Raw genomic sequence first — 15,114 nt, 5'->3', positions numbered from 1 at the left:
CAGCCGCAATTCAGGACTTCGTCGGGCATTTCGCCCGGCTTTTTTGTAGGAGAGAAACCCATGGCCCTCGAACGGACCTTTTCGATCATCAAACCCGATGCCACACGCCGCAACCTCACAGGCAAGATCAACGCCAAGTTTGAAGAAGCCGGCCTGCGCATCGTTGCGCAAAAGCGCATCCACCTGACAAAGGCGCAAGCTGGTCAGTTCTACGCCGTGCATGCCGAGCGCCCGTTTTATGACGAGCTTTGCGAATTCATGGCCTCCGAGCCGGTTGTTGTGCAGGTGCTTGAAGGGGAAGGCGCGATTGCCAAGAACCGTGAAGTCATGGGTGCGACAAACCCCGCCGATGCCGCCGCAGGCACAATCCGCGCCGAGTTTGCCGAATCCGTCGGCGAAAATTCCGTGCACGGCTCCGATGCGCCGGAAACAGCTGCGGAAGAAATCGCGTTTTTCTTTTCCGGTCTTGAGCTGGTCGGCTAAACCGTCGCAAAGCCTGCGACCAAGACGTAAAGGGGAGCCTCCGGGCTTCCCTTTTTCTTTGGCGCGTCGCTTCGGTCGATCTATGTCGCGGCGGATGCTTGCGCGGCGCGCTCAGCTGCAAATGTGAGCAAAGTTTGCAGCGCGTCGGCGAGGATGGCGTCCGGCTGTGTCAGGGCGATCCGCAGATGGCCCGAAGCGGCTTGACCAAAGCTCTCGCCGGGCATGACGGCAATCTTGTGGGCATCCAGCAATTGATGAGCGAACTCCTCGCCGGACAGGCCGGTCCGGCGCACATCCAGCATCAGATACATCGCGCCTTGGGGCGGGATGGCGCGGACGGTGTCTTGCGCTGCAAGGATCTCCAGCGCCTGATTGCGGCGGGCCCGAAACGGTGCTGCTACCTCAGCGCTCAAGGCCTGACCCTCGGTCAGCGCCCAAAGACCCGCATCCTGAATGAAGCCGGGCACGCCGTAAGTTGTGTTGGTGGCCAGATCGAGCATCGCGGCAACGGCCTCTTGCGGCCCTATGACCCAGCCCAGACGGGAGCCGGTCATCGCAAAGCTCTTTGACATCGAGCCCACCACGAGCGTCCGCTCGGCCATGCCCGGCAGGCTGCGGGGCGAGATGTGAGCGCCTTGCCAAACCTGACTGTCATAGACCTCATCTGAGACAAGCCAGAGATCGCGCTCCTGCGAGGCGCGGGCGATGCTGTCCCACGTCGTTTCGTCATAGACCGTGCCGGTGGGGTTATTGGGCGAGTTCACAAGAAGCGTGCGCGCATCGGGCGCGTGGGCAAACGTGTCGTCGTTGGGTTGAAACGCGTTGTCCGCGCGGGTTTGGAGCGCATGGGGCCGCGCGCCCGCCGCGCGCAGGGTGCCGGGGTAGGTGGCATAATAGGGATCGATAAAGAGCGCAGTGTCGCCGGGGTCACAAAGCGCCATATGCGCGGCAAAGAGCCCGGCCTGACCGCCGGGTGTGATCAACACATTGTCGCGCGTGGTGCGCACGCCCGTGCGGGCTTGCGTCTGTGCCGCGATGGCGTCGCGCAGGGCGGGGACACCGGGCACGCTTGCATAGCCCGTATGACCCCCTCGGGCCGAGCGATCCATGGCGGCGAGGATGTCCGGATGCGTGCGGATATCGTGTTCACCAATGGTCAGCTCAATGACCTCTTGCCCCGCCGCGATCATGGCGCGGGCGCGATAGAAGACCTCCCAACCATCGGAGCCTTCGCCATTCAGTGTTGTGATGCGTTTCGAAAGCTTTGCCATGCTGCGCCTTCGCCTGGAGAGACCCTGCGAGTCAATCGCGATTTTGCGCATCCATGGCGGGTGCGTCGCCACGGAGATAGCGCGGGCCCTGGCCGCGGCGCGCTGCGCGATCATCCTTGTTGTAGAGGTGACAAGCCTCCAGCGAGAGGCAACCGCATCCAATGCAGCCATCGAGCCTGTGGCGCAACGATTGCATGCGCATGATCCGCGCGTCGAGTTCGGCTCCAAACGCGCGCGAGAGTTTTTCCCAATCGGCCTTGGTCGGGGTGCGGCGTTTGGGCAGGCTTTCGAGCGCGGCGCGAATGTCCTTGAGGGAAAATCCAAGCTCCTGTGCAATCATCACGAAAGACAAACGCCTGATGTCGCCGCGCCCGAAGGCGCGGTGGCCACCAGCATTGCGCTCGGGATGCACGAGCCCGCGCTCTTCGTAAAAGCGAATGGTGGCGACGCTGAGCCCGGTTCGCTCGGCTATGGCTCCAATTGATATCCCTCGCATCGCGCAACCCTCTGATTTAGTGACAATCTATCTCCTTGATCTCAAGTATAGGTGAGATGTCATGCTGAAGACAGCAAAACAAAAGGATCACACCGATGGCAATTCTCGAACATATCAACCTGACCGTGGCTGATGCCCATGAAACCGCCAGCATATTGGAACAGGCGTTTGGCTGGCGCGTGCGGTGGCAGGGCAAGACCGCTCAGGGCGGTTGGGATGCGGTGCATGTTGGCACGCAGGACAGCTATCTGGCTCTGTTTTCGCCGGGTGATACCACGGGCCCGGCGCCAAAGCGCTATTCGCGCACAGGGACGTTGAACCATATCGGGATTGTTGTACCGGATCTCGAAGCGGCGGAGGCGCGGGTGCGCGCGGCTGGTTTTACGCCCCATGCCCATCACGATTACGAGCCGGGGCGTCGGTTCTATTTTGAGGGGCCAGACGGGATCGAATATGAAGTTGTGTGCTATGCGTGACCTGATTGTGCGTGCTTGCGCACGCGCTGGCTACGCGCTGTCGCGCGGTATTTTGGGAGTGCTTTAAAGGAGAGGTATCCGATTGGCTTTTACCTTCGCACTGGCATGAGCGTGAGAAATCTGTGGCGCATCGGCGTTGATCAGGCTATCACGGACCCATGAACCGTAGAACTGCATCAATTATCTGCTGCATTCCCACCTGAACGATCAGGCGGGCCGGTTTTCTTTTCATCCTTGTAAGACACTGCTATGCCCGCCGCGCGCGCGACGCGTTTGGAGGCTGACATGGCTGTTGAGAGTAAAATAGAGATCACCTTGCGCAACTCGATGTCGCGGGCGAAGGAGCGGTTTGTTCCGATCGATCCCGGCAATGTTCGGATCTATCTCTGTGGCCCCACGGTCTATGATCGTGCGCATCTGGGCAATGCGCGCAATGTGATCATGTTTGACGTTCTGTTCCGGCTTCTCAGAGAAGTTTATGGTGCGGATGCAGTGACTTACGTGCGCAACTTCACGGATGTCGATGACAAGATCAATGCGCGGGCCGCCGAGAGCGGTCGGTCCATTGGGGAAATCACGGAAGAGACGATTGGCTGGTATCTCGCCGATATGGGCGCGCTTGGCACGTTGGAGCCGACGCATATGCCGCGGGCCACGGAATACGTGCCGCAGATGGTGGCCATGGCGGAGGACCTCATTGCCAAGGGGCATGCCTATGCGGCGGAGGGTCATGTCTTGTTTTCCGTCGAGTCGTATGAAGCCTATGGGGCGCTGTCTGGTCGATCGGTGGATGACATGATTGCGGGCGCGCGGGTCGAGGTCGCGCCTTACAAGCGCAATCCGATGGATTTTGTGTTGTGGAAACCGTCTGAGCCCGATCTGCCGGGATGGGACAGCCCTTGGGGGCGCGGGCGGCCCGGGTGGCACATCGAGTGTTCGGCCATGGCCCATGAGCTTTTGGGCGAGACATTTGACATTCATGGCGGCGGCAATGATCTGATGTTCCCCCATCATGAAAACGAGATAGCCCAGAGCTGCTGTGCCCACCCTGAAGGAGGGTTTGCGCGGGTCTGGCTGCACAATGAGATGTTGCAGGTCGAGGGCAAGAAGATGTCCAAGTCTCTCGGCAACTTTTTCACGGTCCGCGATTTGCTAGACCAGGGCGTGCCCGGCGAGGTGATCCGCTTCGTCTTTTTGTCGACGCATTATTCTAAGCCGATGGATTGGACAGAAAAGAAGGCACGGGAGGCGGAGGCGATGCTGGCGGATTGGTATGATGCCGTGTGGCAACTGGAGCCCGACCCACAAGGCGCTTATGCTGTTGTCCCGCCTATCTCCAGTGACTTGGACACCTCCAAAGCACTGGCAAACATGATGAAATTGTACCGATCCGGAAATCGGCATCGCGAACTGCGCTATGCGATGGAATGGATGGGATTTCCGTTTCCGGATAGACAAGTCCCAGCGGCACTCAAGAAGAACAAAATCACAGACTTGAGCGCGCAAGCGCATGTCAGCTGGAAGGGATCTCTGGATCTAGACACGCAAGAAAAGCTGATGGGGCTGTGCCATTCTTTGGTTGCAAGCCGGGCCGGGGCGATTGAGACCAAGGACTTTAGTGAGTTTGATCGATTGAAGAGCAACGCGGTAGCTGCAGGCGTTGAGGTTCGTATTGGCAATGGCATGATCGAAGTAACGCCAAGCCTGAATTTCGACCCGACCAAATTGGATTGATCATGAGCATTGGAACGGCAGAGAACAGTTCCCGAGCGCGGGTGGGGGCGAAGCCCCCGCCCATGGGGGCGGTCGGGGGCTGTTCGCGCCGAGAGCACGAACGGGCGCTGCATATATTCGCATGGGCCTCTAAACGGACATTTGGAATATCATGACAGAGCGCCTCTACCTCTATGACACCACGCTGCGTGACGGACAGCAGACCCAGGGTGTCCAATTCTCGACGGATGAAAAGCTGCGCATTGCAGAAGCGCTGGATGCGCTGGGGGTCGATTACATCGAAGGCGGTTGGCCCGGCGCCAACCCCACGGACAGTGCGTTCTTTGAAGCAGGGCTGAAGACACGCGCGCAGATGACAGCCTTTGGCATGACCAAGCGCGCGGGCATCTCGGCGGAGAATGACGATGTTCTGGCCGCTGTCTTGAACGCGGGAACAGGGGCTGTGTGTCTCGTGGGCAAATCCCATGTGTTTCATGTCGAGACGGCGCTTGGCATCACGAAAGAGGAAAACCTCGATGCCCTGTCCAAGAGTTTTGCCCATATCGCAGCCTCCGGGCGCGAGGGGCTGTTTGACGCCGAGCATTTCTTTGACGGCTACAAGGCCGATCCGCATTATGCGGTGGCCTGTCTGAACACCGCGCTGGAGGCAGGCGCACGCTGGGGTGTGCTATGCGACACCAATGGCGGGACGTTGCCGGAAGAGGTTGGGCGGATCACGGCTGAGGTCATTGCCGCTGGTATCCCGGGCGACAAGCTGGGGATTCATACCCATAACGATACCGAAAATGCCGTGGCCTGCACATTGGCAGCCGTGGACGCAGGCGCGCGGCAAATCCAGGGGACGCTGAATGGCCTCGGCGAACGCTGTGGCAATGCCAATCTGACGGCCCTGATCCCGACCTTGTTGCTCAAGGAGCCCTATGCCAGCCAATATGAGATCGGCGTGAGCCGCGAGGCTTTGGCGGGCTTGGTGCGCACGAGCCGCATGCTGGACGAGATCCTGAATCGGGTGCCGATGAAGCAATCAGCCTATGTGGGCGCGTCCGCCTTTGCTCATAAAGCGGGGTTGCATGCCAGTGCGATCCTCAAGGACCCGTCAACCTATGAGCATGTGGACCCGGCCAGCGTCGGCAACACGCGCATCATCCCGATGTCAAATCAGGCCGGGCAATCCAATTTGCGCAAACGTCTGGCGGATGCCGGGCTTGAGGTCGAAAAAGGGGATCTGGCCCTGTCGCGTATTCTCGAGCGCGTCAAACGGCGCGAGGCGGCGGGTTATTCCTATGATACGGCTCAGGCCAGTTTTGAGCTTCTGGCCCGCGAAGAGCTCGGTGTTTTGCCGGAGTTCTTTGAGGTCAAACGTTATAAAGTCACGGTCGAGCGGCGCAAGAACAAGCACAATGACATGGTTTCGATCTCGGAAGCTGTTGTTGTTGTCAATGTGGACGGCGAAAAGCGCCTGTCTGTCTCCGAGAGTTTCGATGACACAGGGTCTGACCGTGGCCCGGTCAATGCGCTCTACAAGGCGCTGGCCAAGGATTTGGGCCGGTATCAGGCCCTGATTGACGACATGAGGCTCGTGGATTTCAAAGTGCGCATCACCCAAGGCGGCACCGAAGCTGTCACCCGCGTCATCATTGACAGTGAGGACGGGCAGGGGCAACGCTGGTCGACGGTTGGCGTGTCGGCCAACATCGTGGATGCCTCGTTTGAAGCGCTGCTGGATGCGGTGCGCTGGAAGCTGGTGCGCGATGGCAGATAGGCCCGCCTGGCATGCCTGCGCCGAAATTGTGGAAAAGGGCGATCCGGATCGGTTTGCGGCGGCCATGCTCGCGCCTGTGTCTGCCCGTGCCGTGCTCTTTCCTCTTTATGCGCTCAATGTCGAAGTGGCCCGCGCGCCATGGGTCACGCAGGAAGCGATGATTGCCGAGATGCGGTTGCAGTGGTGGCATGATGCGCTTGGCGAGATCGCGGGCGACGGGGACGTCCGGCGTCATGAGGTGACCACGCCTTTGGCCACTGTCATCTCACCGGCGCAGGCGCGGCTCCTGCAAGAGGCCGTCGAGGCGCGCCGATGGGATATCTACCGCGACCCTTTCGAGGATGCGGCGGCGTTTGAGAGCTACATTCGCCAGACATCGGGCCATGTGATGTCCGTTGCGGTGGAGAGTCTGGGAGGCGCCGTGACAGACAATGTGCAGCAATTGGCCTACGCCGCGGGTCTGGCGAGCTATTTCCGTGCCGTCCCGGAATTGGAGGCGCGCGGTCGCAGACCTTTGGTGGATGGCAGGCCCGAGGCGGTCGTGGCGCTGGCAAAAGACGCGCTTGGCCAACTGGATGCGGTGCGCCTGCGCGATGTGGCACCGGCTGCGCGTCCGGCGCTCTATCCGGCGGCTTTGGCGCGGCCTATTCTGAAAGCGGTCTGCCGGGATCCTTCCATGCTAAAGGACACAACGCTCGTGCTCGCGCCGATCAAGCGCAGTGTGCGGTTCATCGCGGCCCGGCTCGGCAAGTATTGACGCTCAGGCGACTTGCTCATCCTTGGGACGCAGCATCAGCCAAATGAGCGCACCGCCCGCCAGCGCCAGCATGGGCACCATAGCGAGATTGACCGCCGTCCATCCCTGCACCGGATCACCGCCCGCGCAATTCATCAACCCGCCCGAGGCCAGAGAGGCGAAGGTCACGCCGCCAAACACGATCAGGTCATTGAGCCCCTGCGCGCGCCCGCGCTCCTCGGGCGTGTGCGACATGGTCAGCAGCGTCGTGGCGCCGATGAAGCCGAAATTCCAGCCAAGGCCCAGAAGGATGAGCGCCCCGTAGAAATTCGTCAAAGCCACGCCTTGCAATGCCACGACGCCAGCGCCTGCCAGAATTAACAGGCCCAGGCCCATGATCCGTTCGACGCCAAACCGCGCGATCAGGTGGCCTGTGAAGAAGGATGGCGCGAACATGGCCAGCACGTGCATCGTGACGACATTGGACGCATCGGGCACCCCAAAGCCGCAGCCGACAACGGCCAGCGGCGTGGAGGTCATCACGAGGTTCATGAGCCCATAGGTCACAGCGCCGACGATGATCGCCGTGACAATCTGGGGCGATTGGAGAAGCTCCCGGCGGCTGCGCCCGCCCTCGACGCCTTGTTTGGCTTTGGGAGGGTTCGGGATGTCCAGAAGGACAAACAGGAACATGCCCACGGCATTCAACCCGGCCGCCGCTAGATAGACCGGCACATATCGCGCCGCCGTGGCATCCGGGTTGCCTGCGGTCAGGAACGAGACGAGCTGTGGTCCGATAATCGCGGCCAGTAGCCCACCTGCCAGCACGTATGAAATGGCCTTTGGACGAAAGGCCTCTGACGCGGTGTCAGCGGCGGCGAAGCGATAAAATCCCTGTGCGGACATGTAGATGCCCGTCATGTAGGACCCTGCCAGAAAGAGCCAAAAATTGCCAAGCATCAGCGCATAGGCGCAGATCAGTGCCCCGGCCAGCCCCCCCAGAGCGCCGACGACAAAGCCGAGACGACGGCCCATGCGCTGCATCAGGGGCGACAACCACGGCGCGGTTGTCATCGAGCCAAAGACGATCAGCGAGATGGGCAAGGTCGCCAGACAGACATTTGGCGCAAGCTGCTGGCCTGCCAGTCCGCCCACGACAAAAACCAAAGGCATCTGCGCGCCCAGGATGGCCTGGGCCGCAACAAGAACAGCGACGTTGCGCTTGGCGCGCGTGTCATCGGGGGCAACAGAAGATACGTCAGAGATACTCATAATTCCGCTCTACGCCTGTTGCCGGGATCGGGCAAGGTGTCAAAGCCGCGCTGGTGCCGGACGCGCGAGCTGTCTATGTTCACATCATGGCAGAAGAGCTTCTTATCATTGGCGGATCGGCGGAGGCACATGCGTTTGCGCGCCAATGCCCGCAAGCGCGCGCCGTGCTGCCCGGGCCCTTGCGGTCTGATCCCGGCGGTGTCGCTTACGAGATCCTTTCTGAGTGGTCGGCCGAGGCCATTGTGTCCGACGCTCAAGGGCCGGTCATATTGGCGACCCATCCCTGTGATGACGCGCTCTATGATACCTTGCCGCAACGTTGTGCAGCGCTCGGGCGTCCCCTTATTATTTTGCAACGACCCGGGTGGCAGGCAGGCCCGGGCGATCAATGGCACATGCTGAGCCGGGATGGCGATGTCGGCGCGACGATCCCCGACGGTGCGCGGGTCTTTGTAGGCCTTGGGCGCTCCGTTGCGGCTTTGGAGCATCTTCTCGAAGGCCGGTATCTTGTGATCCGGCAGCTGCGCGCGCGCGGCGAGCTTTATGCGGGCGAGGGGCATTTCCTCGACGGAGACGCGCCGTTCACGGTTGAGCATGAAATCGCGATGCTGCGTGCGGAGCGGATTGACTGGTTGCTGTTGCGCAATGCAGGCGGGCAGGGCTCCGCACCCAAACTCAAGGCGGCGCGTGCGCTGGGGTTGCCGATTGCCATGTTGCCGCGGCCGGACCTGCCTGAATCAGTGCCGGTTGTGGAGACGCCTGAAGCGCTTCTGGACATGTTGGCCCGGCGCGAGGCCGGTGTGGGGGCGTCTCAATATGCGCCGGATTGAGAGCGATGCCTGCGTGGCCGAGGGTGCGGCCTGGCTCGCGCAAACCTGTCCGCGCATGGCCCATGCCATCGACCTTACCGCGCCTTTGCCCTTGCGGTTGCGTGCGGACGGCTTTGCCCAATTGTTGTCCGCGATTGTGAGCCAGCAAGTCTCTGTCGCCTCCGCCGCGGCGATCTGGGCCAGATTGGAAGCGGCGGGTGTCGTGACGCCCGAGGCGGTGCTGGCGTTGGACGAAGACGGTCTGCGTGCCCTGGGCCTGTCCCGGCAAAAGGCCAGTTACGCGCGCGCATTGGCAGAGGCCGGCATCGACTTCGATGCCTTGCGCGCGGCGGAGACAGAAGAGGTCATCGCCATCCTCACAGCGGTGAAAGGCATTGGCGTCTGGACGGCGGAAATCTACGCCATGTTCTCTCTGGGCCATGCGGATGTCTTTGCGCCCGGTGATCTTGCGCTCCAGGAAGCGGCGAAAGAGCTCTACGGTCTGGATGCCCGCCCCAAGGAGCGCGCCTTGCGGGAACTGGCCCTGGACTGGTCGCCCTGGCGATCGGTTGCGGCACGGGTGCTTTGGGCCTACTACCGCGTGGAGAAAAATCGAGAGGGCATCAGATGACACGGGTTTTGCAATCGGGCCGGGTAGAGCCGCAATCGGGATCGGTGCGCTCGGCGGTCGTGTTTCTGCATGGCTATGGCGCCAATGGCGCAGATCTTTTGGGGCTGGCGCAGCCCCTGGCGGAACATCTGCCCGATACCTTGTTTCTGGCGCCTGACGCGCCCGAGGCCTGTGCGGGCGCGCCAATGGGCTTTCAATGGTTTCCCATTCCTTGGATCGATGGTTCCAGTCAGGAAGAAGCCGAGGCGGGCATGGCGCGCGCGGCGGAAGATCTCAATGCCTATCTCGATGGCGTCATGATCGACAATGATCTTCTGCCTGAACAGGTTGTGCTGTTCGGATTTTCGCAAGGCACGATGATCGCTTTGCATGTTGCGCCCCGACGCGAGGATCCCGTGGCCGGGATCGTGGCGTTCTCCGGTCGGTTGCTCGCGCCAGACCTGCTGCCCGACGAGGTGCAATCGCGCATGCCCATCTTGCTGGTGCATGGCGATCAGGACGATGTGGTCCCTGTGCAATCGCTGCCCGAGGCGGCCGAAGCGCTGCAGCGCGCCGAATTCACTGATGTCTTTGCCCATGTGATGAAGGGCACAGCGCATGGGATTGCGCCCGATGGTTTGGGCGTGGCCCTGGCCTTTATGCGCGATCACTGCGGGCTCTGAACCCGCGGCTTTCCCGAACACTAGCAGGAGGGGCTTGTCAGGTTACTTGCCCGATATATAGTGTTCTCTAGAGCCGGGGCGGATGTCTTCGCCTCGGGCCCAGGGGGAAGCCGAGGCAAGAAATGAGTCCACTTGATACTGCTCAAGACTTCAGAACTGAATTCACGCGGTCTCCGGGATCGCTCAAGCACTATCCCGCGCTCGTTCTGAACGCCGATTATCGTCCGTTGTCCTATTATCCATTGTCGCTCTGGCCGTGGCAGGATGCGGTCAAAGCGGCGTATCTCGACCGGGTCGATATCGTCGCGGAATACGAGGCACAGGTGCATTCGCCCACGGTGTCGTTGAAGATCCCCTCGGTTGTGGTGCTCAAGGATTACGTGAAGCCGCAAAAGCGTGTGGCCTTCACCCGGTTCAACCTCTTTTTGCGCGATGAGTTTCGCTGTCAGTATTGCGGGGCACGCGGGGAATTGACCTTTGACCACGTTGTGCCACGCGCCAGCGGGGGACGCACGTCGTGGGAAAACGTCGTCGCGGCCTGTGCGCCGTGTAACTTGCGCAAAGGCGCGAAATCGCTGCGGCGGGCCGGTCTGTCCCTGCGCAAGCCGCCGCGCCAGCCCGGAGCTGAGGAATTGCGCAACATGGGTCGCAAGTTTCCACCCAACTACCTGCACGACAGCTGGGTGGATTTTCTCTATTGGGATGCCGAGCTGGACGCCTGACCTCAAGCGCGCCGACGGCGCCGCTTGCGTCCGCCTTCGCCTTCCGAGGGGCCCGCATTGAAGCCCACATCGGGCAAGGTCACGATGGATGAGAGCTCCGGGAACGGGTCCGTTGCATGCGGGATCGCATTGGCGTTGACGAAATGCTCCTGAAAGCGCGGCTCAATGGCGGTCTCGACCTTCGTGATTTCGCCCACAACGCGTTCGATCTCCTGACGCGCCTGGGTATTGCAGAGCGCGATGCGCGCGCCTGTCCCTGCGGCGTTGCCCGCTGAAATGACTTTGTCCAGCGGCGCATCCGGGATCATACCCAGCACCAGCGCGTGTTTGGGAGAGATATGCGCGCCAAACGCGCCTGCCAGCACCACGCGATCCACCTTGTCGACCTGCATGTCATCCATCAAGAGGCGTGCGCCGGCATAAAGAGCGGACTTTGCAAGCTGGATGGCGCGGATATCTCCTTGCGTGACCGTGATGCGCGGGCCGCCGTCGTCTGTTCCGTCGTGGATCAGGTAGGCATGGGTGCGCCCCTCCGCGATGCAGCGCGCTGTGCCGGTCTGTGCGGCGGACCCGATGAGACCGGAGGGATCCAGCAGACCCGCGATCCGCAGCTCAGCTACGGCTTCGATGATGCCGGACCCACAGATGCCCGTGATGCCCGATGCGGCGGTGGCTTCTGCAAACCCTGTCTCGTCCGACCAAAGATCGCAGCCGATCACCCGGAAGCGCGGCTCCTTGGTCTCGGGATCAATGCGGATCGCCTCAATGGCGCCCGGTGCGGCGCGCTGCCCAGACGAAATCTGGGCCCCCTCGAATGCGGGACCGGTGGGGGACGAACAGGCCAGAACGCGACTTGTGTTGCCCAGCAGGATCTCTGCATTGGTGCCCACATCGACAATCAGCGCCAGATCCTCGCTTTTCCCGGGCTCCTCTGAGAGGGCGACAGCAGCGGCATCAGCCCCTACATGACCAGCAATACAGGGCAGCAGATAGATCTGCGCACGCGCATTAATCGCGTTTAAATCCAGATCTTTGGCGGGCAAACTTAATGCGCCTGACGTGGCCAGGGCAAATGGCGCCTGACCAAGTTCGACGGGGTCCATCCCCAACAAGAGATGGTGCATGACCGGGTTGCAGACAAACACAGTCTCTACAATCAACGTAGGATCTATCTTGGCCTCAACTGCGATCTCAGCCGCCAGCGTGTTGATCGCCTCACGGACGGCTTTGGTCATTTCGACATCGCCGCCGCGGTTCATCATCGCATAGGACACCCGGCTCATCAGGTCTTCGCCAAAGCGAATTTGCGGGTTCATGATGCCTGATGAGGCCAGAACCTCGCCGGTTTCCAGATCGGTCAAATGCGCGGCAACTGTGGTCGAGCCCAAATCGATGGCCAAACCGAAGAGCCCGTCTTCATGCAAGCCGGGCCAGATCTCGACAACCTTGGCCTGCGCGCTGTGATGATCGCGATGCAGGGCGACGGTCACACGCCAGGCGCCCTTACGAAGCACGTTTTGCAATTTGCTCATCAACGACAGATCAGCAGAGATCGGACCGACATCCCATTGCTCTGCCAAGGCCCGTTCCAGACGCTCAAAATCGCCCGTCGGAACATGCATGTCAGGCTCGTCCACCTCGACAAAATAGAGCCGCGTCGCCGGGTTCATCGTGATGGCGCGGGCTGTGGCCGCCTTGCGGACCACCTGTTTATGCACCTGGCTCTCGGGCGGCACATCGATCACAACATCGCTTTGCATTGTCGCCTGGCAGCCCAACCGGCGCCCCGCTTTCAGGCCGCGTTTGTCGTCATAGCGCTGCTCCACAGCGTTCCATTCGGACAAGGCATCTTGCGACACCACAACGCCATGTTTTGGAAAGTCGCCCACACCGGGCGAAATCTGGCACTTTGAGCAAATACCGCGCCCGCCGCAAACTGAATCCAGATCAACGCCCAGCTGACGTGCCGCCGTGAGGATCGGGGTGCCAATCGGGAAGCGTCCGCGCTTGCCGGAGGGGGTGAAAACCACGAGGGGATCTTGAGACATCTCATACCTTTTCGTCGCGTCGTTGCTGCTGAACATATGACCGTGGACGCAAAGATACAGCCAAAGAGCGGCATTCACATGTAACTGACCGTCATTTCAGCAAAAAGCCGCGGGTTCTTGAACCTGTACGCATTGGTCTTTTCCTCGATCAGTCCGACGGGAACCTGATACGTCGCGCATCACGAAGAACACGAGAAAGCATTTTCTTGGCAGTGTTTTCATGAGTCATGTTTTTTGCGAAGTGCTATAGGGAAGACATGTCGACACGCCCGGCGTGGGGCGGCGAGACACGACCAACTTGGTATGAGGAGAGGACTATGAAGAACTGGCGTATTATCCTGGGGATCTTGGGTGTTGTTGCCCTGTCGGCTTGTCAAGATACGGCAAATCAGTCCTCGGCGCCGGATGTATTCATGGAGGTCCCGGTGACCTCTGCGTTCAACGAGATTACCAGCGGTGTCACAGGCAAACCTCGCCCCGGCTTGATTATTCAATGGCGCGGCATTGCGGTCGATGACGAAATCGCGATTTGTGGCGCGATCACCTATCCTGACCCCAGCCAGCGCTCAGCGACGTTTCAGGTTCTGGGCAATGCCTATGTCGAGCTCAATGGCGAGAAGATCATGCGCAATCTGCGCTTCTTCAAAAACACGCGGTATACCAATGCGCCGCAGTGGGATGTGGCGAACTGCGTGAAAACGGGCGCGTCGGCGGCAGGCCCAGTGCAACTCAGGCTGGGCTGGGATGCGCAGCGCGTCAATCTCTAGAGCGCGGCAACTCCGGCAGGGACTATCGCGGACGTTTTGCCGCAATCGGTGTTTCGAGCCAACGCAGGATTTCTCCCCGGTTGCCATCAAGTGAGGGGGCAGGCGGCCGCGTCGACGGGTCCGCCATGCCACTGATCTTGACCGGGTTGCCCGCCGCCTTGAAAGCGGGCCGGCCATGCTCCAACACATCCACGACCATGTTGCGCGCGAGAATTTGCGGATCTTTCAGCACTTGCTCAACGTCCTGTATGGGCCCGGTGGGCACACCTGCCGCCGTCAGCCGCGCAATCCAATGGGCACAGGTCTGATCCAACGTGATGGCTTCGATGAGCCGCCTGAGCAAACGCGCGTTTTCACAGCGTTTTGCATTCGTGGCAAAGCGGGGGTCCTGGGCAAGTGGCAGGCCCAGGCAGACGCAGAGGCGCTCAAAGAGAGTGTCATTTCCAGCTGCGATGACAAATTGGCCGTCGCTGCCGTGAAAGGTCTCAAACGGGGTAATCGAGGGGTGCCGCGCGCCGGAACGCCCGGGCGGTTTGCCCGTCGTCGTCGTGATGGCTACGGCATGCTCCAGAATGGCCAGTTGCGAATCGAGCATAGCCACGTCGATCTTCCGACCGGTCCCGGTTGTGTGACGGTCATAGAGCGCTGCGAGAATGCCCTGTGTCAGGAACATACCCGCCACGATGTCTCCGATGGAGGCACCCACGCGCACGGGATCGCGATCTTTCTCACCGGTGATGGACATGGTTCCGCCGCGGGCTTGCACAACCATATCATAGGCGGGCTTCAGTTTATCCGGGCCCGTATGCCCAAACCCGGAGACAGCCGCGTAAATCAACGCGGGATGCGCAGCATGCACATCCTCCCAGCCATAGCCCAGACGGTCGAGCACCCCGGGGCGGTAATTCTCGACGAGGACATCGGCCCGCGCGAGTAGCTTTTCAAACACGATCCGATCGTCATCGGCTTTCAGATCAAGCGCGATGGATTTCTTCGAGTGGTTGATTGCCGCGAAATATGCGGATTTCCCATCCTTGAACGGGGGAAAGGCCCGCGTGTCATCGCCGCGACCGGGTGGTTCGACCTTGATGACATCTGCGCCCAGATCCGCGAGCGAGAGCGTGCAGAACGGCCCTGCCAAAACATGGGTGAGATCGAGAATGGTGATGCCTTTGAGGGGGGACGTCATGGGCCTGCTCCGCGTTTTTGACGTCAGCTAAGCAGGTGTCTGGCGCAAAGCGTAGG

The 15,114-nt window shown here is 60.9% G+C and carries 15 protein-coding genes; 10 read left to right on the top strand and 5 right to left on the bottom strand.

What is annotated here, in order from left to right:
• Positions 1–60: 60 nt before the first annotated feature.
• Positions 61–483: a nucleoside-diphosphate kinase gene (gene ndk, locus ACP15S_RS08375; protein WP_347199340.1), complete on the top strand. Its 423-nt coding sequence runs from the start codon at positions 61–63 to the stop codon at positions 481–483.
• Between the two features lie 80 nt (positions 484–563).
• Here the strand turns inward: ndk and ACP15S_RS08370 are convergent, their stop codons facing one another.
• A complete protein-coding gene (locus ACP15S_RS08370) occupies positions 564–1,754 on the bottom strand; it encodes a pyridoxal phosphate-dependent aminotransferase (protein WP_425039110.1) in 1,191 nt (396 codons plus the stop codon).
• Between the two features lie 31 nt (positions 1,755–1,785).
• Entirely contained in the window at positions 1,786–2,250 is a 465-nt protein-coding gene (gene soxR / locus ACP15S_RS08365) for a redox-sensitive transcriptional activator SoxR (protein ID WP_425039109.1), read from the bottom strand.
• Between the two features lie 95 nt (positions 2,251–2,345).
• Between soxR and ACP15S_RS08360 the strand changes: the two genes are divergently transcribed.
• From ACP15S_RS08360 to ACP15S_RS08345, 4 genes are all read left to right on the top strand, one after another.
• Positions 2,346–2,726, top strand: a complete 381-nt coding sequence (locus ACP15S_RS08360) for a VOC family protein (protein ID WP_425039108.1) — start codon at positions 2,346–2,348, stop codon at positions 2,724–2,726.
• A 285-nt stretch (positions 2,727–3,011) separates the two neighbouring features.
• Positions 3,012–4,460 carry a cysteine--tRNA ligase gene (gene cysS / locus ACP15S_RS08355; RefSeq protein WP_425039107.1) on the top strand — a complete coding sequence of 483 codons (1,449 nt, stop codon included), beginning with the start codon at positions 3,012–3,014 and terminating at the stop codon, positions 4,458–4,460.
• A 151-nt stretch (positions 4,461–4,611) separates the two neighbouring features.
• Positions 4,612–6,222 (top strand): citramalate synthase, encoded by a 1,611-nt coding sequence (cimA, locus tag ACP15S_RS08350; protein ID WP_425039106.1) that lies wholly within the window; start codon positions 4,612–4,614, stop codon positions 6,220–6,222.
• On the top strand, positions 6,212–6,979 hold the full coding sequence (locus ACP15S_RS08345; protein ID WP_425039105.1) for a squalene/phytoene synthase family protein: 768 nt from the start codon (positions 6,212–6,214) through the stop codon (positions 6,977–6,979). The genes cimA and ACP15S_RS08345 overlap by 11 nt, the downstream gene beginning before the upstream one ends.
• Before the next feature lie 3 nt (positions 6,980–6,982).
• Here the strand turns inward: ACP15S_RS08345 and ACP15S_RS08340 are convergent, their stop codons facing one another.
• Positions 6,983–8,230: an MFS transporter gene (locus ACP15S_RS08340; RefSeq protein ID WP_425039104.1), complete on the bottom strand. Its 1,248-nt coding sequence runs from the start codon at positions 8,228–8,230 to the stop codon at positions 6,983–6,985.
• Between the two features lie 86 nt (positions 8,231–8,316).
• Between ACP15S_RS08340 and ACP15S_RS08335 the strand changes: the two genes are divergently transcribed.
• The 4 genes from ACP15S_RS08335 to ACP15S_RS08320 all read left to right on the top strand — a co-directional run bounded on the left by ACP15S_RS08335 (position 8,317) and on the right by ACP15S_RS08320 (position 11,054).
• A complete protein-coding gene (locus ACP15S_RS08335) occupies positions 8,317–9,060 on the top strand; it encodes a precorrin-6A/cobalt-precorrin-6A reductase (protein ID WP_425039103.1) in 744 nt (247 codons plus the stop codon).
• A complete protein-coding gene (locus ACP15S_RS08330; RefSeq protein WP_425039102.1) occupies positions 9,047–9,670 on the top strand; it encodes a DNA-3-methyladenine glycosylase family protein in 624 nt (207 codons plus the stop codon). The genes ACP15S_RS08335 and ACP15S_RS08330 overlap by 14 nt, the downstream gene beginning before the upstream one ends.
• A complete protein-coding gene (locus ACP15S_RS08325; protein ID WP_425039101.1) occupies positions 9,667–10,332 on the top strand; it encodes an alpha/beta hydrolase in 666 nt (221 codons plus the stop codon). The genes ACP15S_RS08330 and ACP15S_RS08325 overlap by 4 nt, the downstream gene beginning before the upstream one ends.
• A 122-nt stretch (positions 10,333–10,454) precedes the next feature.
• On the top strand, positions 10,455–11,054 hold the full coding sequence (locus ACP15S_RS08320) for an HNH endonuclease (protein ID WP_425039100.1): 600 nt from the start codon (positions 10,455–10,457) through the stop codon (positions 11,052–11,054).
• Positions 11,055–11,056: 2 nt separating this feature from the next.
• On the opposite strand, the gene ACP15S_RS08315 is transcribed toward ACP15S_RS08320, so the two are convergent.
• Positions 11,057–13,102 carry an ASKHA domain-containing protein gene (locus ACP15S_RS08315; RefSeq protein ID WP_425039099.1) on the bottom strand — a complete coding sequence of 682 codons (2,046 nt, stop codon included), beginning with the start codon at positions 13,100–13,102 and terminating at the stop codon, positions 11,057–11,059.
• A gap of 317 nt (positions 13,103–13,419) precedes the next feature.
• Between ACP15S_RS08315 and ACP15S_RS08310 the strand changes: the two genes are divergently transcribed.
• On the top strand, positions 13,420–13,869 hold the full coding sequence (locus ACP15S_RS08310; protein WP_425039098.1) for a hypothetical protein: 450 nt from the start codon (positions 13,420–13,422) through the stop codon (positions 13,867–13,869).
• A 22-nt stretch (positions 13,870–13,891) separates the two neighbouring features.
• Here ACP15S_RS08310 and ACP15S_RS08305 read toward each other — a convergent pair whose 3' ends face one another.
• Positions 13,892–15,058 (bottom strand): CaiB/BaiF CoA transferase family protein, encoded by a 1,167-nt coding sequence (locus ACP15S_RS08305; RefSeq protein ID WP_425039097.1) that lies wholly within the window; start codon positions 15,056–15,058, stop codon positions 13,892–13,894.
• Positions 15,059–15,114 lie beyond the last annotated feature (56 nt).

It is taken from the genome of Primorskyibacter sp. S187A, from assembly GCF_049800955.1.
Classification (GTDB): Bacteria; Pseudomonadota; Alphaproteobacteria; order Rhodobacterales; family Rhodobacteraceae; genus JAKVBH01.
This window is presented reverse-complemented; position numbering and strand designations above follow the sequence as displayed.